This is a genomic window from Amycolatopsis sp. QT-25 (genome assembly GCF_029369745.1).
Taxonomy (GTDB): Bacteria; Actinomycetota; Actinomycetes; order Mycobacteriales; family Pseudonocardiaceae; genus Amycolatopsis.
Genome location: NZ_CP120210.1, coordinates 2,563,907 through 2,588,121, shown reverse-complemented (window position 1 = coordinate 2,588,121; position 24,215 = coordinate 2,563,907). Strand labels below are relative to the sequence as shown.

General features: G+C 70.1%; 20 protein-coding genes and 2 pseudogenes. 8 read left to right on the top strand and 14 right to left on the bottom strand.

Going from position 1 to position 24,215, the window contains the following annotated elements; all coding sequences use genetic code 11:
• Positions 1 to 77 precede the first annotated feature (77 nt).
• Both P3102_RS12100 and P3102_RS12095 read right to left on the bottom strand, forming a co-directional pair.
• Complete coding sequence (locus tag P3102_RS12100; protein ID WP_276369024.1) at positions 78 to 1,187, bottom strand: NAD(P)/FAD-dependent oxidoreductase; 1,110 nt, start codon at positions 1,185 to 1,187, stop codon at positions 78 to 80.
• 460 nt (positions 1,188 to 1,647) lie between these two features.
• On the bottom strand, positions 1,648 to 2,892 hold the full coding sequence (locus P3102_RS12095) for an aminotransferase class I/II-fold pyridoxal phosphate-dependent enzyme (RefSeq protein WP_276369023.1): 1,245 nt from the start codon (positions 2,890 to 2,892) through the stop codon (positions 1,648 to 1,650).
• 582 nt (positions 2,893 to 3,474) lie between these two features.
• On the opposite strand from P3102_RS12095, the pseudogene P3102_RS12090 reads away from it, so the two are divergent.
• Positions 3,475 to 3,606: pseudogene (locus tag P3102_RS12090) on the top strand (acyl-CoA dehydrogenase); the annotation flags it as partial.
• Between the two features lie 98 nt (positions 3,607 to 3,704).
• Positions 3,705 to 4,226, top strand: a pseudogene (locus P3102_RS12085) (acyl-CoA synthetase); the annotation flags it as partial.
• A gap of 132 nt (positions 4,227 to 4,358) precedes the next feature.
• Here P3102_RS12085 and P3102_RS12080 read toward each other — a convergent pair.
• The 3 genes from P3102_RS12080 to P3102_RS12070 all read right to left on the bottom strand — a co-directional run bounded on the left by P3102_RS12080 (position 4,359) and on the right by P3102_RS12070 (position 9,145).
• Positions 4,359 to 7,052, bottom strand: coding sequence for a bifunctional GNAT family N-acetyltransferase/acetate--CoA ligase family protein (locus P3102_RS12080; RefSeq protein WP_276369021.1), 2,694 nt, complete (start codon positions 7,050 to 7,052; stop codon positions 4,359 to 4,361).
• A gap of 1 nt (position 7,053) precedes the next feature.
• Complete coding sequence (locus tag P3102_RS12075) at positions 7,054 to 8,226, bottom strand: acetoin utilization protein AcuC (protein WP_276369019.1); 1,173 nt, start codon at positions 8,224 to 8,226, stop codon at positions 7,054 to 7,056.
• Positions 8,227 to 8,296: 70 nt separating this feature from the next.
• The gene (locus P3102_RS12070; protein ID WP_276369018.1) at positions 8,297 to 9,145 is read right to left on the bottom strand and encodes a sulfurtransferase; all 849 of its coding nucleotides are present in this window, start codon (positions 9,143 to 9,145) and stop codon (positions 8,297 to 8,299) included.
• Positions 9,146 to 9,254: 109 nt separating this feature from the next.
• Between P3102_RS12070 and P3102_RS12065 the strand changes: the two genes are divergently transcribed.
• From P3102_RS12065 to galE, 3 genes are all read left to right on the top strand, one after another.
• A complete protein-coding gene (locus tag P3102_RS12065; protein ID WP_276369016.1) occupies positions 9,255 to 9,974 on the top strand; it encodes a metal-dependent transcriptional regulator in 720 nt (239 codons plus the stop codon).
• Complete coding sequence (galK, locus tag P3102_RS12060) at positions 9,971 to 11,152, top strand: galactokinase (protein ID WP_276369015.1); 1,182 nt, start codon at positions 9,971 to 9,973, stop codon at positions 11,150 to 11,152. The genes P3102_RS12065 and galK overlap by 4 nt, the downstream gene beginning before the upstream one ends.
• Before the next feature lie 225 nt (positions 11,153 to 11,377).
• Positions 11,378 to 12,364, top strand: a complete 987-nt coding sequence (gene galE / locus P3102_RS12055) for a UDP-glucose 4-epimerase GalE (protein ID WP_276369013.1) — start codon at positions 11,378 to 11,380, stop codon at positions 12,362 to 12,364.
• Here galE and P3102_RS12050 read toward each other — a convergent pair.
• The 3 genes from P3102_RS12050 to P3102_RS12040 all read right to left on the bottom strand — a co-directional run bounded on the left by P3102_RS12050 (position 12,339) and on the right by P3102_RS12040 (position 16,375).
• Complete coding sequence (locus P3102_RS12050) at positions 12,339 to 13,403, bottom strand: DUF4192 domain-containing protein (RefSeq protein ID WP_276369012.1); 1,065 nt, start codon at positions 13,401 to 13,403, stop codon at positions 12,339 to 12,341. The genes galE and P3102_RS12050 overlap by 26 nt on opposite strands.
• Positions 13,404 to 13,553: 150 nt before the next feature.
• Entirely contained in the window at positions 13,554 to 14,408 is an 855-nt protein-coding gene (locus P3102_RS12045) for a M23 family metallopeptidase (protein WP_276369010.1), read from the bottom strand.
• A 155-nt stretch (positions 14,409 to 14,563) separates the two neighbouring features.
• Positions 14,564 to 16,375 carry a Xaa-Pro dipeptidyl-peptidase gene (locus P3102_RS12040; protein ID WP_276369009.1) on the bottom strand — a complete coding sequence of 604 codons (1,812 nt, stop codon included), beginning with the start codon at positions 16,373 to 16,375 and terminating at the stop codon, positions 14,564 to 14,566.
• 83 nt (positions 16,376 to 16,458) lie between these two features.
• Between P3102_RS12040 and P3102_RS12035 the strand changes: the two genes are divergently transcribed.
• Entirely contained in the window at positions 16,459 to 18,024 is a 1,566-nt protein-coding gene (locus tag P3102_RS12035) for a DUF4139 domain-containing protein (RefSeq protein WP_276369007.1), read from the top strand.
• 79 nt (positions 18,025 to 18,103) lie between these two features.
• Here P3102_RS12035 and P3102_RS12030 read toward each other — a convergent pair whose 3' ends face one another.
• From P3102_RS12030 to P3102_RS12020, 3 genes are read right to left on the bottom strand one after another with little or no spacing between them, the layout of a single operon-like run.
• Positions 18,104 to 18,535 (bottom strand): CBS domain-containing protein, encoded by a 432-nt coding sequence (locus P3102_RS12030; protein ID WP_276369005.1) that lies wholly within the window; start codon positions 18,533 to 18,535, stop codon positions 18,104 to 18,106.
• 47 nt (positions 18,536 to 18,582) lie between these two features.
• Positions 18,583 to 19,065, bottom strand: coding sequence for a hypothetical protein (locus P3102_RS12025; RefSeq protein WP_276369004.1), 483 nt, complete (start codon positions 19,063 to 19,065; stop codon positions 18,583 to 18,585).
• Complete coding sequence (locus tag P3102_RS12020; protein ID WP_276369002.1) at positions 19,062 to 19,994, bottom strand: neutral zinc metallopeptidase; 933 nt, start codon at positions 19,992 to 19,994, stop codon at positions 19,062 to 19,064. Before P3102_RS12020 ends, P3102_RS12025 begins: the two co-directional genes overlap by 4 nt.
• A 106-nt stretch (positions 19,995 to 20,100) precedes the next feature.
• Here P3102_RS12020 and P3102_RS12015 point away from each other — a divergent pair, with 106 nt between their 5' ends.
• On the top strand, positions 20,101 to 22,107 hold the full coding sequence (locus P3102_RS12015) for a prolyl oligopeptidase family serine peptidase (RefSeq protein ID WP_276369001.1): 2,007 nt from the start codon (positions 20,101 to 20,103) through the stop codon (positions 22,105 to 22,107).
• A gap of 48 nt (positions 22,108 to 22,155) precedes the next feature.
• Here the strand turns inward: P3102_RS12015 and P3102_RS12010 are convergent, their stop codons facing one another.
• A complete protein-coding gene (locus P3102_RS12010; RefSeq protein WP_276369000.1) occupies positions 22,156 to 22,470 on the bottom strand; it encodes a multidrug efflux SMR transporter in 315 nt (104 codons plus the stop codon).
• Entirely contained in the window at positions 22,470 to 23,126 is a 657-nt protein-coding gene (locus tag P3102_RS12005; RefSeq protein ID WP_276368999.1) for an NAD(P)H-dependent oxidoreductase, read from the bottom strand. The genes P3102_RS12010 and P3102_RS12005 overlap by 1 nt, the downstream gene beginning before the upstream one ends.
• Before the next feature lie 93 nt (positions 23,127 to 23,219).
• Here P3102_RS12005 and P3102_RS12000 point away from each other — a divergent pair, with 93 nt between their 5' ends.
• The gene (locus P3102_RS12000; RefSeq protein ID WP_276368998.1) at positions 23,220 to 23,807 is read left to right on the top strand and encodes a TetR/AcrR family transcriptional regulator; all 588 of its coding nucleotides are present in this window, start codon (positions 23,220 to 23,222) and stop codon (positions 23,805 to 23,807) included.
• Here the strand turns inward: P3102_RS12000 and P3102_RS11995 are convergent, their stop codons facing one another.
• A complete protein-coding gene (locus tag P3102_RS11995; RefSeq protein WP_276368997.1) occupies positions 23,808 to 24,206 on the bottom strand; it encodes an SRPBCC domain-containing protein in 399 nt (132 codons plus the stop codon).
• Positions 24,207 to 24,215 lie beyond the last annotated feature (9 nt).

The window sequence follows — 24,215 nt, the reverse complement described above, 5'->3', positions numbered from 1 at the left end:
TAACGAAATGTCATTGCAGTACTAGGGCGTGTCCTGGGGATCTTCCTGTACTTCGGGGGAACGCCGCAAGTAGGTGACTAATCGCGGGTGATCTTCGCGTCCCACTCGATGTGGTGCCGATACAGCCAGGTGCGGTCCCTGTCGGGCGTCGTCCCCGAAGACACCGCCGCGCTACTGGCCACCAGCTTCTCCACCCGCGCCCGACGCAACCGCTCGTAGACCGCGAAAGCCGTTGGCGTATCGGGAAGATCGCGCAAGCACCGAGCCAGCACGACACTGTCCTCCATCGCCATCGACGCACCCTGCCCCGCGGCGGGTGAGGCCGCGTGCGCGGCGTCGCCGACGAGCACCATCGACGCGTTGGACCACACCGGCGTCGAGGGCACGTCGTAGGAGTGACCGCCGAAGACGTCGTCCCCCGTCGACTGGATGATTTCCGCGGCGGGCAACGGTTCCCCGTCGAAAGCGGCGAAAGCCGCCGAGCGCCACTCGGCCGCCGAAAGACCGACGCGGACACCCTCGGCCGTGGGAAGCCGCGCGAACCAGTAGGTCGAGCCGTCGGGTGTGCTCGTGTAGCCGAAAGAGGCGTGCAGGCTCTGGATCATCCGATAGAGGGACGGCGCCTGCGGGATGCTCGTGTCGGTCGTGTAGCCGTAGACGACGTCGAGACCCGTCGAGCGCGGAGGCGGGCAATCAGGGTCGATGATGGTCCGGACGACCGACCGCAGTCCGTCGGCACCGATGAGGATGTCGCCCTCGGCGGTCGACCCGTCCTCGAAGCGAGCGATCCCCGGCGACGCGGAAACCAGCCGTTTCCCGCGTTCGAAGGTGATCCCGCGCGAGATCGTTTCCTCTTGCAGCGCACGGTAGAGCGCCGCCCGCGTCAAGGTGCGCGGCCCGGCGAGACCGCCTGAGCCCTCCACGTCGAACGACCGGCGCTCGACGGTCCGCCCGTCCGGGGTCACGAGTTCCAGCCCGGCGGCGGCGAACGAAGTGTCGATCACCGGAGCCTCGGCGCCGATCGCGCGCAGGGCGTCCATGCCGTTGTGCATGATCGTCAGGAACGCGCCCGCGTCCTCGCCGCCGGACGGGTACGCCTCGTGGACGCTCGCTTCGATCCCGGCCCGCCGCAGCGCCATCGCGGTCACCGTGCCCGAGATGCCACCGCCGATGATCACAGCCTTCACCGCGAACCCTCCTCGTGTCGCCGTCCCCGACGGTACCGGGAAACGGCGCGGCGGCGATCCGTGTGGTTCTCGGCGCTGCGTGAGATCAGGGTATGAACGAAGGGCTTTCCGAACACGAGTGGTTCCTCTCGTCTTTGCGGTGCACACCCACCCACTCGGACGTCCGCAACCACCCGTGACCCGGATTGGCTCATTTCTTCGTCGCCGCGGCAAGGCCGACAGCGACCGTGCCACGCCACGTCTCGGCTGAGAAGGCGCGAGCTTCGACCGGCGATGTCACGTGACTGACCGGACGACACGACCGCGGCCTGGGTCCCGCCACGAGCCGTCCGTTCGATCACGCGTGTCGTCCGCGCATTCGCCAGTAGGTACCCAAGCCACCCTTGGCTCTGGCCGTCCTTACCACTCACGACCCGGCCCACGCGGTGCCGGTGCCGCGTCACCTTTGCCTTACGGCGACTTATCTCTTCGTCGCCGCGGCAAGGCGAACACAGACGACGAGACCGCGGATGGCCTCTTCGACCTCGGCCAGCTCCGGATACGTCGGCGCGATCCGGATGACGGCGTCTTCGGGGTCCTCACCGTACGGGTGCGTCGCGCCGGCCGGGGTCAGGGCGATGCCCGCCTCCTTGGCCAGCCGCACGACCTCCTTGGCGGTCCCCGACGGCACGGTCAGCGAGACGAAGTACCCACCGGTCGGCTTGGTCCAGGTCGCGAGGCCCGATTCGCCCAGCTCCTTGGTGAGGATCTCGTCGACGGCCGCGAACTTCGGCCCGATGAGCTCGGCGTGCTTGCGCATGTGCTCGCGGACGCCGTCCTCGTCGCGGAGGAACTGGGCGTGCCGGAGCTGGTTGATCTTGTCCGGGCCGATGGTCCGCTTGCCGATGAGGCCGGTCCACCAGGCCAGGTTGGCCTCGGAGGCGCCGAAGAAGCCGACACCGCCACCGGCGTAGGTGATCTTCGAGGTGGAGCCGAAGACGAACACGCGGTCGGCGTTGCCCGCTTCGGTGGCCAGCGCGAGCAGGTCCGCCAGCCGCGCCTCGTCCTCGGTGAGGTGGTGCACGGCGTAGGCGTTGTCCCAGAAGATCCGGAAGTCCGGGGCGGCCGTGGTCATCGTCGCCAGGCGGCGCACGGAGTCGTCGTCGTAGGTGACACCGGTCGGGTTGCTGTACTTCGGCACGCACCAGATGCCCTTGACCGCGGCGTCCTCGGCGACGAGGCGCTCGACGACCGCCATGTCCGGGCCGGTCTCGGTGAGCGGCACCTGGATCAGCTCGATCCCGAAACGCTCGGCCAGCGCGAAGTGGCGGTCGTATCCCGGCACCGGGCACAGGAACTTCACGCTCGGCTCGTCGGCCCAGCGGCGCTCGGCGCCCGGGAGCTTGCTGAGGAAGGCCTGCACGATCGAGTCGTGCATGAGCTCCAAGCTGGAGTTGCCCGCGGCCAGCAACTGCTCGGCCGGGACCTGCAGCGGCCCGGCGAAGATACGGCGGAGCTCGGGCAAGCCCTTCAGGCCGCCGTAGTTGCGTACGTCCGTGCCGTCCTCGGCCTTGCGCACGTCTCCGGGGAGGGCGAGCAGCCCGTCGGCGAGGTCCAGCTGGCGAGGGGACGGCTTGCCGCGGGTGATGTCCAGGGAGAGGCCACGGTCGACGAGGGCCGCGTAGTCGCGGCGGGCGCTCTCGACATCGACAGATGCAGTGGTCATGCCTAACGCTAAACCCGGCGGCGGTCCGGCGTGAGGCGAGGGTGGCTTCCGGCCCGTGTGCCCCGGATCCCGATAACGGTTCCGGGGCGTTTTTCACCATTCGTAACGAGGCCGAATCCCCTAGTGACGCGACCGTTGTCTCCCACATTCTCAGTGGTACGAGGAAAGGGGAGAGAAATGGGAAAAAGGAATCGGGCGGCGGGGGTGCTGGCCGCGTGCGCGGTACCCCAGCAGGGAACGCCGACTCCGGCCGTCGTGATGGCCGCTCCGCCGAACGCGATCGTGCTCCAGCCACCGGCGGTCGCGGCCCCGCCTCGGACGGTTCATGTCGCACCGCCCGCGACCCGGACGATCTACCTCGCACCGGCGGCTCCGGTGGCACAAACGGTGATCGCGTACTACGACGCGCTCAACCGGCGTGATTTCCTCACCGTGTGGGATCTCGGCGGGCAACGACTGGCGAAAGGCGGCGCTTATGCCTCCTACGTCAAGGGATTCGCGACGACTTCCTGGGCCGACCTCACCATGACGGACGTGCGCGGGAACACCGTGCACGTCCACCTTTCGGCGCGCCAGACCGACGGGGTGGGGATCGACGTCGACCACACGCTGCGTCGCTACTTCGTCGCGGCAAAACGGCTCGAATTCACGCTGGGCGGCGCGACCACGCAACTGCGCGGACTCGGCGATCTGCCGGCCGCGGATCCGGCATGACCCCCACGGTCACGGAACTCTCGCTCGCGCGGGCGGAGGGCCCCTCGACCGGCCTGCTGTCCGAAGACCGGCGCTGGACCTGGGCCGACCACGTCCGGGCGTGCGCCGATCTCGCCGCATTCGGCACGCGCTTCGGTTGCCACGTCGTCGACGCGTTCGGCTCGACCGAAGGCGGCGTCGACTTCGGCCGGGACGCCACCACCTCGGCCGGTGCACTCGGCCGGGGTGGTGGCGTCGCCGTGCTCGATCCGGAGCCCGGGAAACCCTGTCCCCCGGCGGAATTCGACGCGGCGGGGAAACTGCTCGACGCCGCCGAGGCGGTCGGCGAACTGGGCAACACCGGGGGTCCTGGCTTCTTCGCCGGGTACCACGGCGATCCGGCGGCCGAGGCAGAACGGATGCGCGACGGGATGTTCCACACCGGAGACCTGGCGTACCTCGACGCGGACGGCTACTGCTGCTTCGCGGGACGCCTCGGCGACTGGCTCCGCGTCGACGGCGAAAACCTCGGTACCGCGCCGATCGAACGCGCCCTTCTCCGCCACCCTTCGGTCAGCGAGGCCGCCGTGTACGGGGTACCGGATCCGCGGGTTGGCGACCAGATGATGGCCGCCCTGGTCTGCCGGACGCCGATCGACGTGGCCGAGTTCGCCGCTTTCGAGCTTCCCTGCCCCCGCGATCAGTCATCTGGATGCGGTAATTCGTACGCCTGGTTCCGCATCCAGGCGTACTCAGCGTCGTGCTGCCCGGGCTCAAGCCGGGGCGTTGATGGGCCGCAACCGTCGCGGCCCGGTGTCGGGGCGGGAAGGCGGCGGACCTAGCACGATCCGGGCGTTGGCGACGAAAGCGCCGTCGGGTGAGGCCAGGATCGGGTCGAGCGTCATGGAACGGACCTCGGGATTGTCCTCCGCCAGCGCCGCGGCGCGCAGCACGATGTCCTGGAGTGCCGCCAGATCCGCCGGTTCGTCACCGCGGTATCCGGTGAGCAGCGGTGACGTCCGCGGCTCGCGCAGCAGCGTGGCGGCATCGACGTCGGTGAGCGGGACCGCGCGGTAGGCCCTGTCCCCCAGCAGCGTACTGACCAGCCCGGAGAGGCCGAACGAAACAAGTGTGCCGAACGACGGATCGTCTTGCAGCCCCACCACGCACGAGATCCCCTTCGGTGCCATCCGCTGGACGTAGACCTCGTCGTCTTGGGAGATTTCGCGCAGATCGGCGTACGCCCGGCGTACTCCGTCCACAGAGGACAAATCGAGCCGTACGCCCGCGAGGTCCGGCCTGCCGCGCAGGCGTTCGTCGACGGCCTTGAGGGCGATCGGGAAGCCCAGTTCCTCTGCCGCCTTCACCGCCTCGTCCGAGGACGAGGCGACCCGGAACGGGACGACGTCGATCCCGTAGCAGCCCAGGAGCCGGACCACGTCGTCGTCGGACAGCAGCGTCGTCCTGCCGTCCTCGCCCGCCAGCAGTTCGGCGACGATCACCTGCGCCTGCTCGGCATGCAGGCCCGCGGGCCGCACCAGGTTGCCTTGCGGCCGCTGCCGCCAGGCCGCGTAGCGCACGACCCGCGCGAGCGAGTTCACCGCCCGTTCGGGACTGGGATATGACGGGACCGAACCCCGCGTCGGCACGCCGTCCTCGGACAACACGGCCAGTTCGTCCGGCACCCCCTCGACGGCGAGGAAGGTCGACACGATCGGCTTGTTCTTGTCCATCTCGACGACGGCCTCCCGCAGCGCGCGGGCGTAGGCCGCACCCGGAATCGCGAGCGGCGGCACGAAGACCACGACGAGCGCGTCGGTCTCCGGGGAGTTGAGGGCTTCGCGCACGGCGGCGGCGAATTCCTCCGGGCTCGCCTGCGGCCCGACGTCGACCGGGTCGGCGCTCAGCCGGAGGCCGTGCGCCCGCGCGGTGTCGGCGGCGAGCAACCCGATGGCGCTGGAGTTGCCCACGATGGCGACCCGCGGGCCGGCGGGCAACGGCTGATGCGCGAAGACCAACGCGGTGTCGAAGAGCTGCGCGAGCGTGTCGACGCGGACGACGCCCGCCTGCTCGAACAGGGCTTGGACGCTGGACTCGTCGACCTCCGCCGAAGTCGCGGCGAGTTGCGGGCGGACGGCGTGCCTGCCGGATTTCACCGCCACCACCGGCTTCGTCCGCGCCAGCCGCCGCGCGAGCCGGGCGAACTTGCGTGGGTTGCCGAACGATTCCAGGTACAGCAGGACGAGGTCGGTCGCGGGATCGGTCTCCCAGTACTGGAGCAGGTCGTTGCCGGAGACGTCGGCCCGGTTCCCCGCCGAGACGAACGTCGAAAGCCCGAGACCGCGCGCTTCGGCGTCGGCGAGGATCGCGGTGCCCAGCGCGCCGGACTGGCAGAAGAACCCGGTGCGGCCGCGTGCGGGCAGGCGGGGCGCGAGGGTGGCGTTGAGCCGGACCGAGGCGTCGGTGTTGAGCACGCCCAGCGCGTTCGGGCCGACGACCCGCATCCCGTGCGCCCTGGCCTCCCCGACCAGCCTCAGTTCGGCGTGCAGCCCGTGCGGACCGGCCTCGGCGAACCCGCCCGAGACGATCAGGAGGGTCTTGACCCCTTTGGCCAGCGCACCGTCCAAAACGGACTCGACGGCCTCGGCGGGCACGGCGACCAGCGCGAGGTCGACGTCCTCGGGGATGTCCACCACGGACGGATAGGCACGCACACCGCGGACGGACTTGTGCTCCGGGTTGACCGGGTAGACCGTGCCGGCGAAGTCGGCGCTGAGCAGGTTCGTCAGAGCGACGTAACCGATCTTCGTCGGATCGGTGGACGCGCCGATCACCGCCACCGACTTCGGATGCAGCAGGTTGTGCACGCTGCGTGCCTCGGCGGCCTGCTCACGGGAGCGGGCGACCGCGAGCGACTCCTCGGTCGGGTCGATGTCGAACTCCAGGTGCAGCACGCCTTCTTCGATCTCGCGGCTGACCTGATAGCCCGCGTCGCGGAACACGCGGACCATCGCCGCGTTCTCGGCGAGCACCTCGGCGACGAAGCGGCGAAGCCCGCATTCCGAGGCGGCGGCGGCCAGGTGCTCCAGCAGGATCGACCCGAGCCCGCGGCCCTGATGGGCGTCGTCGACGACGAACGCGACCTCTGCCGACGGTCCGCGTTCGAGCCGTTCGTAGCGGCCGACCGCGACGATGTCGTCGCCCAGCAGCGCGACGAAGGCGACCCTGTCGTGGTGGTCGACGACGGAGAACCGTCGGAGGTCACGCTGCGGGATCCGCGGATAGGCGCCGAAGTACCGGAAGTACCGGGTGCGTTCGGACAACCGCCCGTGGAAGGCGACGAGCCCGTCGGCGTCGCTGGGGATCACCGGGCGCAGGTGCACCGTGCCGCCGTCGGAGAGCAGGACGTCGGCCTCCCACTCCCGCGGGAAGTCGTAGGGGTCGCGTTGGGTGTCCTCACTGGCCATGTCAGTCCCTCGGATCGTCCGGATCGAGGCCGTGCAGCGGGAAGATCGCGCGGCGGGTGTCGCGGATGGCGATGTCGACCGGTTCGTCCGCCCCGTCTCCCCACGGGACGTAGCCGGTGTCGCGGTCGTCGGACATGCGGGGCGGGATCTCGGCCTTCGGCGCCGCCCGGGAGATCGACGCGACCCAGTTCGGCGGCAGGGCCGTCGCCGGGTCGACGTCACGGTCGAGCACGGTGGCGAGCAGATGGGTCCACGACCGCGGCACCACCCGGATCAGCTGGTAGCCACCGCCGCCCACGGCGAGCCAGCGGCCGCCGGCGTGCGCCTCGGACAACTCGCGCAGCCGGCGGTAGATGGCCCGATGGCCGTCCACCGAGAGCGAGAGGTCCGCCAGCGGGTCTTCCTCGTGGGAGTCGACGCCGCATTGGGTGACGAGGAGCTGCGGCCGGAACTGCTCCAGCAGCGACGGCACCACCGCCTCGAACGCCCGCAGCCAGCCGCCGTCGCGAGTACCGGGCGGCAGCGGCAGATTGACCACGGTGCCTTCGGCCCCGCCCTTGCCGATCTCTGCCGCATAGCCCGTGCCCGGCCACAACGTGAACGGATGCTGGTGCAGGGAAACGGTCAGTACCCGGGGGTCGTCGAAGAACGCCTCCTGCACACCGTCGCCGTGGTGGACGTCGGTGTCGACGTAGGCGATGCGGTCGAAGCCGTGGTCCAGCAGCCACGAGATCGCCACCGAACAGTCGTTGTAGACGCAGAAACCCGACGCCTTGCCCGGCATGGCGTGGTGCAGCCCGCCGGCGATGTTCACCGCCCTGGTCGCCTCGCCCTCGGCGATCTTGCGCGCGGCCAGCAACGTCGAGCCGACGACCAGCGCGGAGGCCTCGTGCATCCCGGTGAACACCGGGTTGTCCTCGGTGCCGAGCCCGTGCGCGAAATCGGCTCCGGTCATCGGCGCTCGCCGGACAGCCTCGATGTACTCGCCGAGGTGCACACGGCGCAACTCGTCTTCGCCCGCCGGGCCGGGGACAAGCAGTTCGACCCCGTCGAGCACGCCGAGTTCGGTGGCGAGCCGGATGGTCAGTTCGAGCCGGACCGGATTGAACGGATGCTCGCCGCCGAGGTCGTAACCCAGCAGCGAGGAGTCCCATACGACGGCCGGTGCTCGCATGGTCCGAACTCTAGTGCAGGGCGCCCGCGGCCGGGCGCGGCTCATGCGTCGTTCCGGACCCGCCCGCGGGTCAGCCGGGCAGCTCCCCGGTGGCCACCGGACGCTCCGGATCACGGGACCAGTGCGACCATGAGCCCGCGTACAGCGCCGCCGGCGCCGGGTGTCCGGCGACTTCGAGCGCGAGCACGACGGACGAGGCGGTGACCCCCGATCCACAGTAGACACCGACCGGGGTCTCCGGAGTGACGCCGAGTCCTTCGAACCGCTCGGCCAGTTCCGCGGCCTCGCGCCAGCGGCCGTCCTCCGCGAGATGCCCGGAGAAGGGGGCGTTGACCGCGCCGGGGATGTGCCCGGCGCGCGGGTCGATCGGCTCGGTCTCCCCCGTGTACCTCGGCTGTGCCCGCGCGTCGAAGAGCACCCCGTTCCTGGCGAGGGTGGCGGCCTCGTCCGCGTCCAGCACCGGCATGCCGCCGGGCTTCACGACGATGTCCCCCTTCGCGGGCGAGGGGACCTCGCTGGTGAGAGAGCGCTCCTCCTCGGCCCAGGCGGCGAACCCGCCGTCGAGCACGGCCACCTCGGTGTGCCCGGCCCAGCGCAGCAGCCACCACGCCCTGGCCGCGACCGAACCGTCGGAGTCGTCGTAAACCACGACCGGGTGACCGGTGCGAACCCCGGCCGCCCGCAAGTGCCGTTGCAGCGTCTCCGGGTCCGGCAGCGGATGGCGGCCGCCGTCACCCGGCTCCCCGGCGAGCGCCGTGTCGAGGTCGACGTACACCGCGCCCGGGAGATGCGCCTCCCGGTAGGACTCGGCACCGGGCGGGCCGGCGAGCCGCCAGCGGACGTCGAGGATCACGGAGCGTGCCGATTCCGGCCCGGAGAGCTGCGCGGCGAGTTCGCCGGTGGTGACCATGGGGCGCATCCGCCCATCTTTCCGTGACTCGTGACTCCATGCCCAGCTTGGGGGGACTTTTCCCGCCCCGGCACTTGTTCTCCCCACGCCTGCGTCGCTGTCGGTGCCAGCGACTACGATGAGCAACGCGGACGAAGGGGACAGCGTGAACGATCTCATCGACACCACAGAGATGTACTTGCGTACGATCTACGAGCTCGAAGAAGAAGGTGTCGTCCCGCTGCGGGCCCGGATCGCGGAGCGGCTGCAGCAGAGCGGCCCGACCGTGAGCCAGACCGTCGCCAGGATGGAACGCGACGGACTGGTCGTGGTCGCGGACGACAGGCACCTGCAGCTGACCGACCACGGTCGCGAGCTCGCCATCGCGGTCATGCGCAAGCATCGCCTGGCCGAGCGCCTCCTGGTCGATGTCATCGGCCTGGAGTGGGAGCACGTTCACAACGAGGCCTGCCGCTGGGAACACGTGATGAGCGAGGCCGTCGAGCGCAAGCTGGTCAAGCTGCTCGACCACCCCACCACCTCGCCCTACGGCAACCCGATCCCCGGGCTGGACAAGCTCGGCGACGGTGATCCCGCCCCGCCCGCCGAGGCCGACCTCGTGCGGCTCGACGAGTTCGCCCGGATGGGTGGCGGCGAGGTCGAGATCCGCCGGATCGCCGAGCACGTGCAGCTGGACGAGAGGCTGATGACGGAGCTCAAATTCGTCGGCATCGTGCCCGGCAGCCGGGTCAAGGTCGGCAAGGCGGCACCCGGCGGGACCATAGAGGTCACCGGCGGGAGCACCACCGCACAGGTTCCCGTGTCGGCGTTGCACGCCGTGCTGGCGCAGGCCAGGTGAGCGCCGCGTCCGACGCCGCGGAGACCTTCCGGACCCTCCACGGCCGGTCTCCGGCGGGAGTCTGGTCCGCACCCGGCCGGGTGAACCTGATCGGTGAGCACACCGACTACAACGACGGTTTCGTGCTGCCCTTCGCCCTCCCGCACCGGCTCGCCGCCGCGGTGAGCCCGCGCAAGGACGGCGTGCTGACCGTGGCCACGCTCGGCTCGGACGGCAAGGTCCAGGAATCCGGCTCGCTCACCATCGCCGATCTGCGGCCCGGTTCGGTCGAAGGGTGGGCCGCGTACCCGGCGGGGGTCGCGTGGGTGCTGCGGGACCAGGGCTTCGGCGGCGGCGCGGACGTGGCGATCGCGGGGGACGTGCCCTCGGGGGCGGGCCTGTCCTCCTCTCACGCGCTCGAATGCGCGGTCGCGCTCGCCCTCCTGGGGCTGGCGGACATCACTCCCGGGGCGGGCGCCGATTCGCCGAGCCTGCACGAAGTCGCCCGCTGGGTGCAGCGTGCGGAGAACGACTTCGTCGGTGCGCCGACCGGCCTGCTCGATCAGACCGCTTCCTTGTGCTGCACGGAATCGAACGTGCTGTTCCTCGACGTCCGCTCCGGTGAAATGGAGCAGGTGCCGTTCCGGTTGGAGGAATCCGGCGTCCGGATCCTGATCATGGACACCCGGACGAAGCATTCGCACGTCGAGGGCGGCTACGGCGAACGCCGGAAGGGCTGTGAGCGCGCCGCGGAACTGCTCGAAGTGAAGGCGCTGCGGGACATCGACGCCGACGGGCTGGACGCCGTCCTCGACAGGGTGCCGTCCGAACTCGTGCCGCTGGTGCGCCACGTGGTGACGGAGAACCAGCGCGTCCTCGACACGGTGGAGCTCCTGCGGGCGGGCCGGCTCACCGAGATCGGCCCCCAGCTGGACGCCTCGCACGTCAGCATGCGCGACGACTACCGGATCTCCACCCGTGAACTCGACCTCGCCGTCGCTTCGGCGCGCGAAGCCGGGGCGCTGGGGGCGAGGATGACCGGCGGCGGCTTCGGCGGCTCGGCGATCGCGTTGGTCCGCGAGTCCGATGTGGACACAGTGGGACGGGCGGTGAAAGCCGCGTACGAAGCGGCGGATCTGCGTCACCCCAGGCTGTTCACCGCGGTGCCTTCGCGCGGCGCCGGCCGCGACGAGCTTTAGCCCAGCGGCGGCCCCGCGATACCGGGGCGTGCCGCGAAAGCCGCTTCGGCGTGATTCGCGTGTCCAGGCACGGGACACGCGTGCGGGGAGACGGAACTCGCGTGTTTCCAGGGCGAACACGCCGAAGCCGGATCCCGTGGCCCGCACCCGCACCCCCGGCCGCGCCCTGTGCCCGCGGGCGAGGACACTGGGCCGCGACCGCATCCGCAGCAGAAAGGCGTGAACGTGACCGACGAACCGACCAAGACCCTGAAGCTGATGGTGACGGGCGGCGCCGGTTATGTGGGCAGTGTCTGCGCGGCCCGCCTCATCGAGGCCGGGCACGACGTCACCGTGGTCGACGACCTCTCCACCGGGCACGCCGACGCGGTGCACCCCGACGCCACCTTCGTCGAGGGTGACGCCGCCGAGGTCGCTCAGCGCCTTCTCGGCGACGGATTCGACGGTGTCCTCCACTTCGCCGCGAAGTCGCTGGTCGGCGAATCGATGACGGATCCGGCGAAGTACTGGGAAGGCAATGTCCTGACCTCGCTTCGCCTGCTGGAAGCAATGCGCGATCACGGCACGAAGCGGCTGGTGTTCTCCTCCACCGCGGCCACCTACGGCGAACCGGAGTCCTCCCCCATCCCGGAGACGGCACCGACGCGGCCGACCAACACCTACGGCGCGACGAAGCTGGCCATCGACCACGCGATCACCTCGTTCTCGCGCGCCCATGGCATCGCCGCCGTCAGCCTGCGCTACTTCAACGTCGCCGGCGCCTACGGCTCCTTCGGCGAACGGCACGCCACCGAAACCCATCTGATCCCCCTCGTGCTCCAGGTCGTCACCGGGGACCGCGAGCGGATCCAGATCTTCGGTGACGACTACCCGACCGCCGACGGCACCGCCATCCGCGACTACATCCACGTGGTCGACCTCGCCGACGCGCACCTGCTGGCCCTGCGCCACGCGGCCGACGGCGAGCACCGCGTCTACAACCTCGGCAGCGGCACCGGTTTCTCCGTGCTCGAGGTGATCGAGGCGTGCCGCCGCACCACCGGTCACGAGATCCCCGCCGCGGTCGCGCCGCGCCGGGCGGGCGACCCGTCGGTGCTGGTGGCCTCCAGCGAACGGGCGAACGACGAACTCGGCTGGAAACCCGAGCGCACCGACCTCGACGGCATCGTGGCCGACGCCTGGACGTTCACCCGGTCCCGCCAGACCGCCTGAGGCGGATCTCGGGGGTTCCTTCGTCCCGCTGCCGCAGGACCACCCTGGCCACTTCGGACGGCTCCACCATCGCGTCCAGCGCGCTGGTCAGCAACTTCGTCAGCCCGTGTTCGGGATCGGCTTCACCGGCCCGGACCAGGGCGATCCCGGCTGTCGCCAGGTCGCCGCGGACGTAGGCGGCGTGTGCCTTCAGCGCCAGTGCCTCGGCGGCTTCCGGTGCCGGGAGCTCCCGGGCCAGCGTGAGCCAGAGTTCCTCCGCCGTGCGGGCGAGGGGTGAATCCGCGGGGGCCGCGGTGAGCAGGCAGGCACCTCGGACCTCGACCAGGGAAAGGGCCCAGGCCAGCCGCACGGCCTGCTCGTCGGTGATCGTCCGGTCGCCGGCGTCGGTGCGGGCGAGCGCGGCGTTCACCTCGTCGACTCCCGCCACGACGAGATCTTCCCCTCGCCAGGGCGGTTCGCCCATCCTGGTCAGAAGATCGGCACGTCGGGCGAGCGTTTCCGGGGCGACGGGGTCGAAGAGACGCTCGACCTCTTCCCGGCTCGCGCGGGTGATCTGCCCGGCACCGGTGACGACGGCGGCGGCCACCGAGTCTCGCGGATCCGGCAGGAGACCGCCACAGGTCCTTTCCCGGTAACAGCCCCAGCGCACGTCGGCGGCGATACTCGGCGCCCACACCGAATGCTTCAGCGAAATCTCGTGCTCGGTCAGCGAAGCTTCCAGGCGCCGGATGAACCGGCGTCGCGGTGGCCGTCCCGCCTTGTTCGTGGTGCCACCGCCGATCACCGCCACGGTGGCACCGGTGTGCCCGGTCACGGCGAGCCGGATCGCCAGATCACGCGCCTGGTCGAGTTCCAGGCCCGGCGGTGGCAGGTCCACGCGCATGACGAGGCCCTGTTGCTTGCGTCCCGGGCCGCGGAGGCCGAAGACGACGACGGAGTCCTCGGGGTGGAAGCCGAGGAGGTACGGGATCGCGGCGAGCAGATCCGCCGGATCCGTCAGATCGACCGTGGTCCTGCCGGTCGGGGTGGAAGTGGTCATGCCCCCACCCTGCGGCGGAAGTGGGCCGCTGGGTGGGGGCGGGACACATCTGTGGACAGCCGGGACCGTTGTGGACAACCGCCGCGGGACGGGGTCGCGGGGACGCCGTCCTTGTCGGTGAGGTGGTCTACAGTGCCCGGCCCCGCGGGGTCAGCCGCAGTGTTCGAACGGGCTCTCGTAGGCGTTCGTCCCGACCGAGCCACCCCACTTGACGCAGGTCGAGGCGGCCGTCTTCTTTACCGGTCCGGCGTAGTAGGTGAAACTGCCGGAGTCGGTCACGCGAGCGGAACCCTGGACTTCGAGGAACGCCGACACCGGCGACGCGGTGCCGAGCGAAACCGCCTTCAGCGTGGTGGCGCAGTTGGCCTTGGTCGAGGCGTTGTAAAGCAGGTACGCCGTTCCGGCACCGTTCGCGAGCCCCTGCGAATCGACGACCGAGAAGCCGCTGCCGCATACCTCGGTGGCTTCGTGCGGGTTGCCGCCGCACGCGTTCTTGCTGGTGAAGTTGGTGTGGCCGTAGTACGGCACCGCGACCCCGTGCAGCACCGCCTTCTGCGCCACCCCGTTCAGCCGCTGTTCGAAGTGCAGGTGCGGGCCGGTCACCCCGCCGGTCGCTCCCGCCGTGCCGATCTGCTTGCCGAGGCCGACGGCCTGGCCGACCGAGACGGATTGGGTCGACAGGTGGGCGTAGCGGGTGCGCCAGCCGCCGCCGTGGTCGATCTCGACCCAGCGTCCGTAGCTCGTGCTGCCTTCGTTGGCGACCCGGGTGACGGTGCCGCCCGCCGACGCCAGCACCGGCATCCCGGTGATCCCCGACTTCTGGAAGTCGACCGAGTTCGCCGGGCTGTGCCCGCTGAACGTCGCCGCCGTGACCGTGACGCCGCATTTGAAGGGGACCTGGAAGTTCGGGGCGGCCGACGCCTGCGTCGTACCGGCGAGGGTCAGGCCGAGCGCGGGCAGGACGGCGGCCGCGGCGAGTACGGCGAAACGGCGCAACCTGGACATGGAGACCTCCATCAGGTGGGGAAGCCGGACAGGCCGAAGCAAAGCCGCAAGAAATACATTTTCCGTACAAGCCCGAGGTCGGGTAGGTGTTTTCCATCCGGAACGCCGGATGCCACGTCCTGCACGCGGGGACGTGGCATCCGGAGCGGGTTCGCTCAGCCGAAAGCGGCACGCAGCGCGGGCTTGCCGCCCGCCACCGGCAGTACCAGCGAGCTCCGGTTCAGCTCGACCGAGACACCGGCACCGGGCTTCGGCCGGAGCGTGTAGTCGTGGTCGCTGGAGGCCACCAGGAACTCGATCTTGTGCCCGGCCGCGAGCAGGTAGTCCTTCGCAACCAGCTCGACCTCGACCTTGAAGTTCTCACCAGGGGTGATCGGCTCGGTGCGGGCGGGGTCGCGCCGGTTCTGCGGGTCGGTCCAGCCGCGGGTGATCACCTTCGCCGTCCCGTCCGGAGCGCGGTCGAGGAGCACCGCGGTCACGTTCGCGGCCGGCTTGTCGAAGGACAGCGACAGGTCCGTCTTCACCGTTCCGGAGAGACGCACGGGCTGCTTCGCCGCGGTGGTCGCGTACAACAGCCGGTTGCCCGACGACGTCGCGGCGGCGAGCTGCTCGATCGTCTTGCTCGCGTCGTCCGCCAGCCTCTCGACGGCGGCCTTGCCCGGAACGGGGTTGCGGGTGTCGAGCTTGCCCTTCGAGGAACCACCGGGCCACGGGTAGAGCTTCACGTCCTGGGTGCCGGGCAACGGCCACTCCGGCTCGTCCACCCACGACTTGTCCTCACGCTGGATGGTGGCCTTCGGCTCGCGCTCGATGCCGTTGTCCAGGTCGTAGAGGTAGTGCGACATCCACTTGTTCAGGGTGGCGAGCCAGACGTCGCGGCGAAGGCTGTACGGATCGGCGTGCCCGGCCTGGTGCAGCCAGATCTTGTGCTCGACACCGTGCCGCTTGAGCATCTCGTACCACCGCGTGCCCTGGTCGGTCTTGACGTTCCAGTCGCCGAGGCCGTGCACCACGAGCACCGAAGCGCGCACCTTGTGCACGTCGTTGCGATAGTTCCGCACGTCCCAGAAGCGGCTGTAGTCACCGGTCACCCGGTCCTGGTCGACCGCGATGCCGTCGATCGACGGGCGGCAGACGGCGCGATCCTGGCGCGTGTAGACGTAATCCGCGAGCACGTCCGCGTCTTCGCCCTGGAAACCGCCGGCGGCGACGACGGCGCCGTCGTTGCGGTAGTAGTCGTACCAGCTGGAGATCGCCGCGATCGGGACGATCGTCTCCAGCCCCTCGACGCCCGTGCTGGCCACGGCGTTGGGCAGCGTCCCGTTGTAGGAGACGCCCATCATGCCGGTCTTGCCGGTGCTCCAGTCCGCGACGGCGGCCTTGCCCGCCGCGTCACGGGCCGTCGCGCGGCCGTTCAGCCAGTCCACAATGGACTTGGCACCGATGGTCTCGTTGACGTCGCCGGTGCTCGGGCAGCCGGTGGACTGACCGCTGCCGAGCGATTCCCCGTACACCACGGCGAAACCACGGGCGGTGAAGTAGTCCTGGTACCGCCAGCCGATCGGCGCCGGGTTCGGGCCGACGGTCTTGGTCGCGATCCGCGGGCCCGCTGCGGGCCGCTTCGCACCGGGTACGTACAGCTCGACGTCGACGTTGTGGTTCGCGACGTCGTTGCCGCCCGCGTAATACGGGCTGGCCTGGTAGACGACCGGGACCTTCATGCCCTGCTGTGTCGCGCGGGGCCGCACGACCTCGGCGTGCACGAGGTCGTGCTTGCCGTCGCGGTCGCTGTCGACCGGCGCGGTGACCCAGACGTTCTCCCGGATGACGTCGGCCGGGTCGAACACCGGTTGCGCCTGGCCGTTTTCGAAGACCGGCGCCGGTGGCGCGTCGGCTTGGGCGGGCAGGGCGGTCGCTGGAAGAACCAGGACGGCGGTGAACAAGGCGGCGAGCCTGGCGACTCTCACGTGACCCCCAAAGGGCGGAAGGGCAAGACGCAGCTGAGGTTTCCGGCCACCCGAACGAGTGTCAAGAGACTAACGTCGGGGGCATGCCGAGCACCCTGGAAGCACCGATCGTCGCCGTCACCGTCTACCCGCACCATGCCCGGATCACGAGGCGGGCCTCGGCGGGCCTGGACGGGGAAACGCGCTTCGCCTTCGCAGGCCTGCCGTGGAACCTGGACACCGATTCGGTCCGGGTCACCGGGACCGGCCCGGCGGTCATCGCCGGGGTCGACGTCACCGTCGAGCGTCATCCCGCCCCCGCGGACGTTTCCCTGCGCGCGCTGACCGAGCGGCGGCGGGCCGAGCAGGCGGCCGTCGACGAGGTCGCGGACGCTGTCGCCGCGGAGACCACCAAGGTCGACCTGCTGACCGGGGTGGCGAAGCGGAGTGGTGGCAGTTTCGCGAAGGCACTGGCGGCGGGTACGGCGGAGCCGCCCCGGGTCGCCGAAGTCACCGAGGCACTCGGCGGGCAACTGGCCGAGGCGCTGGGGAGACGCCGCGAACTCGGCATCCGTCTCGCCCGGTTGCGTGACGACCTCAAGGCGCTGGACCGGGAGATCGAAGCGAAACAAGGCATGTCCGAAGTGGACAGCGCGACGGTCACGGTCGAGGTGGAGAGCCGGGAGAACGGCGCCGAGATCGGTCTCGAACTGTCCTATGTGGTCGCGAACGCGAGCTGGGAACCCGGTTACGACGTCCGCGTGCGCGGTGAGGACGTCGCGGTGACCTGGTATGGGCGCATCACCCAGCACACCGGTGAGGACTGGCCGGAATGCGAGCTGGCCCTGTCCACCGCGCGGCCGGCGAACACGGTCGAGGTACCGGAGCTCGAACCGTGGTTCCTCGACCGTGTCCGGCCGGTCCAGCCGTTGATGGCGCGCGCCGCGTACGGCAGCGCCTCGCCCGCGGGTGGGGGGATCCCCGAGTCGGCGGGCATGCCCGCCGCCGCCGCGCCCCCGATGGCGATGCGGACCGCGTCCGCCGAACAGGGCACCACCGCGGTCACCTACCGGCCGGGCCGTCCGGTGGCGGTGCCGTCGGGAGCGCAGGGCCACCGCACCACGCTCGCGCAGCTGGAGCTGACGGCGAAACTGGGCTATGTCACCGCTCCGGCCGTGTCACCGGAGGCGTACCTGCGGGCGACCGTGGTCAACACCTCGGAGCACACGTTGCGACCGGGGAAGGCGTCGGTGTTCCACGAGACGGAGTTCGTCGGCACCACCCGGCTGGAGGTCTGGGCGCCGGGCGAGGAACTCGAACTCGCCCTCGGCGTGGACGACCGGATCCGGGTCGAGCGAGAACTTTCGCACCGTTCGGCGAGCAAGGCGACGCTGTCCGGCGTCCGGAAACGGGAGGCCGCCTACACCACGACGATCGCCAACCACAGCCCGCGCGAAGCCGTGGTGACCGTGCTGGACCAGGCACCGGTCTCCCGGGACGACGCGATCACCGTCCGCGACGTGCGCACCGTGCCGGAGCCGGTGGAGCGGACCGAGCTGGGTGAGTTCATCTGGCGGCTGACGCTCGCTCCGGCAGCGAAGGGCGTCGTGACGCTCGGGTACCGGGTGGACGTCGCGAAGGGGGTCGAGCTGGCGGGGTGGCGCGAGTAGCCGTCCCGGCCGCAATGAAGGGGCCTTTCCTCGCAAATTTTGCGAGGAAAGGCCCCTTCATTGCACGTGCGGAGGCGGGTCAGCCCTGCGAGATGTACGCCTCCAGCTGTTCCTGGCTCTTCTCCAGCTGTTCCATCCGGGTCTTCACGACATCGCCGATGCTGACGATCCCCGCCAGCCTGCCGTCCACCACGACCGGGACGTGCCGGATGCGGTGTTCGGTCATCAGGATCGACAGCTGGTCGACCGAGTCCTCGGGAGTGCAGCTGGCGACCATCTTCGTCATGATCGCGGCCACCGATCCGTCGAGCAGCTGGGGTCCGCGCTCGTTGAGCCGCCGCACCACGTCCCGTTCGGAGACGATGCCGACGATCCCGCCCTCGTCATCGACGACCACCAGGGCGCCGACGTTGTGCTTCGCGAGTCTCTCGAGCAGTTCGGTGACGTTCGTCTCCGGCGAGACGGTCGCGACGGCCGCCCCCTTGGTCCGCAACAGATCGGAAATCCGCATACGCGCTCCTCCCGCATGGGTGACCTGGGTCACTCCAGGTTATGGCTTCACCGCCCTGCGCGAAAGTCCGGAGAGTCCGGTTTCCTCCCGAGCCTGGTGGCGAGCGCGTCGTACGCCTGGACGATCCCGGCGCCGTACGGGTCGTCGCCGAGCGCGCCGAGGGTGTCCCGCCCGAGCTCCCACTGGGCGTTCGCGGACTCGTGATCACCGAGTTTGCGATAGTCCTCGGCGAGGTTCAAATGCAGTGACGGGTAGAAACCGCGCACGGCCAGCGTCGCGTGGTACTCCTTGGCACGTTCGTCGGTGAGCGAATCGGCCGCGGCGAGCGCGTGGAGATCCCACGCGAGTTCGTCGGCCGGGTCGTCGCAGACGTCGGCCATGTAGTGCGCGAGCGCGCACCGGTGCAGCGGGTCGCCTTCCTCGCCGATCCGCTCCCACAGCGCCGCGAACCTCTCGCGCGCGCCGTGGCGATCGCCGGAGATGTGCAGCTGGAGACCGGTGTTGATCTCGGCCATCACGTCGTCGGTCATTCGACGTCCGAAGCCGAAGCCGCCCAGGTGTTGCACGCCGACGTCGTCTTCCCGGTGAACCCGGCCTTCGCCCATTTCAGCTGGTTACGACGGCTGCCGTGCGTGTCGCTGTCGTCGGTGCGGCCGTAGTCGTCGAGGGCCGCGTTGGCCAGCGACCTGCTGATCGAACCGCGCCCGGCGGCGGCCGTGAGGGCGAGCGCGCCGAAGCAGTTGGCCTGGAGTTCGATGCGGCGGACCAGCTCCTGGTCGGCGGGCGAGTTCTCCTCCGGCGACGACATCTTCTCCGCGGCGGCCGACAGGATCCCGCTGGACCGCTGGACGTGGTGCCCGTACTCGTGGGCCATCGTCGCGAGATGACGGGACCGTTCCAGGCCCGCGTCGCCCAGCATCCACTCGGTCGGCGCGTAGATCGTGGTGTCACCGCCGCAGTAGTAGGCGACGGCCTCGTTCTCCCCCGGCGCCTTCCCGCAGGCGCTGGTCTCGGGCAGCGTCACCTGCACGGTCACCGTCAGCGCGGGCTCGTTCGCCCGGTCCAGGGCGGGTTTCCACGCTTCGGCCAAGCACGTCACGAACGTCTTGTAGTAGGTCTCCAGCTTCGCGGGCTCACGGCTGATCGCGGGCAGACGGCAGGTCACCGCGCCGAGCGCGACCCCGTCGGCCAGCAGCGGGTTCGTGTCCAGTTCCCGCACCTCCGCGGGCGCGGGTTTCGCGTTCCCTGCCGGAGCCTTGGCACCTTCCGAGGTGTACTGGCCGGACACCGGGAGGGCCTGGCCGTCGATCTTCCTCGGCCCGCCCGCCATCGCCATCCCGGTGGTGGTCAAGGCGGCGACGATGAGCAGACCGACCACGGCGGCCCCCGTGTTGCGGGAGCTTTCGGGACGACCTGGCGAGGGCGTGAACGGTCCGGGTACCTCGTCGGTGCCGGTCATGGTGTCCCCCAAACGTGCGAGTCCACAGCATACGGAGTACCGGCAGGCCAGGTGAAAACACCGCACCTGGTGGCGCCGGGACCGGGGCCACGGCGAGACTGTCGGCATGAGTGACGAGGACCCGTACCTGTGGCTGGAAGACGTGACCGGCGAAGAAGCGCTGGACTGGGTGCGAGCCCGCAACGCCGAAGCTCTGGAAGAACTGTCGGGCGGCGAGCGGTTCGCCGAAATCCGTGACGAGGTCCGCGAGGTCCTCGACGCCGACGACCGGATTCCCTACATCCGGCGCCGCGGCGGATATCTGTACAACTTCTGGCAGGACTCCGCCAACCCCCGTGGCCTGTGGCGCCGCACCACCCTGGACCAGTACCGGCTCGACACCCCGGAGTGGGAGCTCCTGCTCGACGTCGACGCCCTGGCCGAAGCCGACGGCGAGAACTGGGTGTGGCAGGGCGCGGCCGTCCTCCGGCCGGGTTACCAGCGCGCGCTGGTCGAACTCTCGCGAGGCGGCGCCGACGCGACCGTGGTCCGCGAGTTCGACCTGGAGGAGCGACGCTTCGTCGATGACGGGTTCTTCGTGCCGGAGGCCAAGACCAGGATCGGCTGGATCGACCGCGACCGCGTCTACGTCGGCACCGACTTCGGGACCGGGACGCTGACCAGTTCGGGCTATCCGAGGCTGGCGAAGGAATGGCGGCGCGGCACCCCGCTCGAAGAGGCGACGGTGGTCTTCGAGGGCAAGCCCGACGACGTCTCAGTGTCCGCCCACCACGACCCGACCGAGGGCTGGGAACGTGACTTCGTCTACCGCTCGATCGACTTCTACCGCACGGAAAGGTATCTCCGGACCTCCGGCGGACTCGAACGCATCGAGGTCCCCGAAGACGCGCAGACGTCCTCGCACCGCGAGTGGCTTCTGATCCGGCTTCGCTCGGACTGGACCGTCGAAGGAAAGACGTACCCCTCCGGTGCCTTGCTCGCCTCCGATTTCGACGCGTTCATGGCGGGTGAGCGCACCCTCACGACCCTCTTCACCCCGGACGCGCACACGTCGCTGGAGTACTGGGCCTGGACGCACAACCACCTGGTGCTCTCGACGCTGTCCGACGTCCGCACGGAACTGCGCGTGCTCACGCCTTCGGACGGCTGGAGCTCCCAGCCGCTCGCCGGCACCCCGGAACTCGGCACCGCGCAGATCACCGGCACGGACCCCGACGTCAGCGACGAATACCTGCTCGATTCCAGCGGCTACACCCAGCCGTCGACGCTGAGCTACGGACACGTCGGCGGCGAGGCCGAGGTCCTCAAGCGCGCCCCCTCGTTCTTCGACAGCGAGGGCATGACGGTCTCGCAGTACTTCGCGACCTCCGAAGACGGGACGAAGATCCCGTACTTCGTCGTACGTCCTTCCGGCGCCGAAGGTGGCCCGACGCTGCTGACCGGCTACGGCGGCTTCGAGGTGTCGCTGACCCCCGGCTACAGCGGCGTCATCGGTCGCGGCTGGCTCTCCCGCGGCGGCACCTACGTCGTCGCGAACATCCGCGGTGGTGGCGAGTACGGGCCGGACTGGCACACCTCGGTGACCAAAGCCAAGCGGTACAAGGTCTACGAGGACTTTTCGGCCGTCGCCGCCGACCTGGTCGAACGCGGCATCAGCGAGCCCCGCCGCCTCGGCATCCAGGGCGGCAGCAACGGCGGCCTGCTGATGGGCGTCATGCTGACGCGTTACCCGCGGTTGTTCGGCGCGATCGTGAGCCAGGTGCCGCTGCTGGACATGAAGCGCTACCACAGACTCCTCGCGGGCGCGTCGTGGATGGCCGAGTACGGCGACCCCGACGACCCGGCGGAATGGGACTTCATCGGGAGATACTCGCCGTACCAGAACGTGCGCGGTGAAGGCGAGTACCCGCCGGTCCTGTTCGTCACGTCCACCCGGGACGACCGGGTGCATCCCGCCCACGCGCGCAAGATGGTCGCGCGGATGCGGGAGCAGGGACACGACGTGCGGTACCACGAGAACATCGAGGGCGGGCACGGCGCGGCGGCCGACAACGAGCAACTGGCGTTCAAATGGGCGCTGATGCTCGAATTCCTGTGGGAGAAGCTCGCCTGAGTCACCGGGAAGGGGGACTTTCCGGCGGGAAAGTCCCCCTTCCCGAGCTCACTCCGCGACCTTCGCCAGCACCACCCCGCCGACGATCAGCGCCATCGCCGCGAAGCGCCCGAAGCTGAGCGGGTCCTGGTGGATCACGACGCCGAACACGATCGCGCCCACCGCGCCGATCCCGGTGAAGACGGCGTACGCGGTCCCCACGGGGAGCGAGTCCATCGCCTTCGACAGCAGGTAGACCGCGGCCACGCCGAGGACGAAGCACAGCACGGTCGGCCAGAACCGGGTGAAGTTCTCCGTCGGCTTGATGCTCTGCGACCAGGCGACCTCGACGACTCCCGCCACGAGCAGGATTCCCCAGCCCATCAGGCTTCCGTTCCGGCCGCGGCTCGCTTTTCGGCGGCCAGGAGCGCCTGTTCCCGCGACGCGATCCGGTCGGGATCGCGCGGGCTCAGCCGCGGGTCGACGAGAGCGTTCGTGAGTTCGGAATGCAGGAACGTGACGTCGTGGACGTCGTAGTGACCGGCGAAGAAGTCACGCAGGTAGCGCTCGTGGTGGTCGACCGGCTCCCGCGGCGTGCCCGGCAGGTACGTGCCACCGCGCGCTCCCGCGACCACGAAAGCCTTGCCCGCCAAGGACATCTTCGGAAACGTAACCTGGTCGATCCACAGTTTGAGCGTGGCGGGAATCGAGAAGTTGTACATCGGGGCCCCGATCAGCACGACGTCGGCGGCGAGCAGTTCGGCCAGCAGCGGCTCGATGACCGCCCAGGCCTCGCGCTGCTCCGGCGTCTCGACCACGGAGGCGTAGCCGTGCGGATCGGTGATCCCGTTCCGGAGGAGGGCGTCGCAGATCTCGGTCCAGGCCTGACCGATCGGCGGCACCGGATCGGCGGCCACGTCGCGGTAGGTGTAGCCCGCGCCGGGGTGCGCGGCACGCCAGAGCTCGGCGAACCGAGCACTCAGCTCGCGGGAGAACGACTGGGCGCGGGCACTGGAGTCGAGGTGGAGAAGGTGGCTCATCGGGACCTCCCGGACCAGGAAGTGGACACGGCGTCCACTTGCGTCGCCGGGTACAAGTGGACGCCGTGTCCGGATATTCCCTAGGCTGCGGACATGCCGCCGGAAGACCTGCTCGCGGACAACTCGGGACGGGAGCGCTCGGACGCCGCCCGAAACCGCGCGAAAATCCTGAAGGCCGCCGAAAGGCTTTTCGCGGCTCACCCGGCCGCGGACGTCACCATGGAGGACATCGCCAAGGCGGCCGGGGTCGGCCGGGCGACGCTGTACCGCCGCTATCCGGACCGCTCGGCGATCGCCGTCGCCCTGTTGGACGAACACGAGCGGGAACTCCAGGAGCGACTGCTCACCGGCCCTCCCCCGCTGGGCCCCGGCGCGCCACCCGCCGAGCGGTTGGCCGCGTTCTACGCGGCGATGATCGAGCTGCTGACTCGGCACGCGCATCTCGTTCTCGGCACCGAGGTCGGGCATTCGCGGTTCACCAGCGGGCCGTACCGGTTGTGGCGGACCCACGTCCGCCTTCTCGCCGAGCAGGCGGACGCGAAGGATCCGGACGCGCTCGCCGACATCCTGCTGGCACCGCTGACCGCGGACGTGTTCCTCCACCAAACGGGCGAGCTCGGCCTGAGCGCGGAACGGATCACCGCCGTGCTGGCAGAGCAGGCACGGCGAGCGCTGGCCTGATCAGCCGGCGAGGCCGTCGGCGACGAGCTTCATCACCGCCTGCCAGTGCGCGCGCTGCGCCGCGCGCTCTTCCGGCCCGGCGAGCCGCTCCTGATGGAAGACCACGACCGTCTTGTCCGGCCCCGCCGCCCGGAGCCCCACCTGGACCGTGCTCTCGTGATCCCAGTCCTTCGGCCGCCAGGTGAGGCGGATCTTTTCCTGCTCGCGGTAGCCGCGGACCTCACCGACAGTGCCCTCCGCCGTCTCGTACGGCGCGCCCTTCTCCGGCTCCAGCCGCACGTCGCCCAGCCAGGTCACGAGCCCCGGACCCGAGAGATACTCCCAAACCCGCGCCAGCGGATACGCCATCGTCTTGGAGACACCGATCTCCCAGCCCGCGTCCTTCGTCTTCCCGATCATCACGCCTCC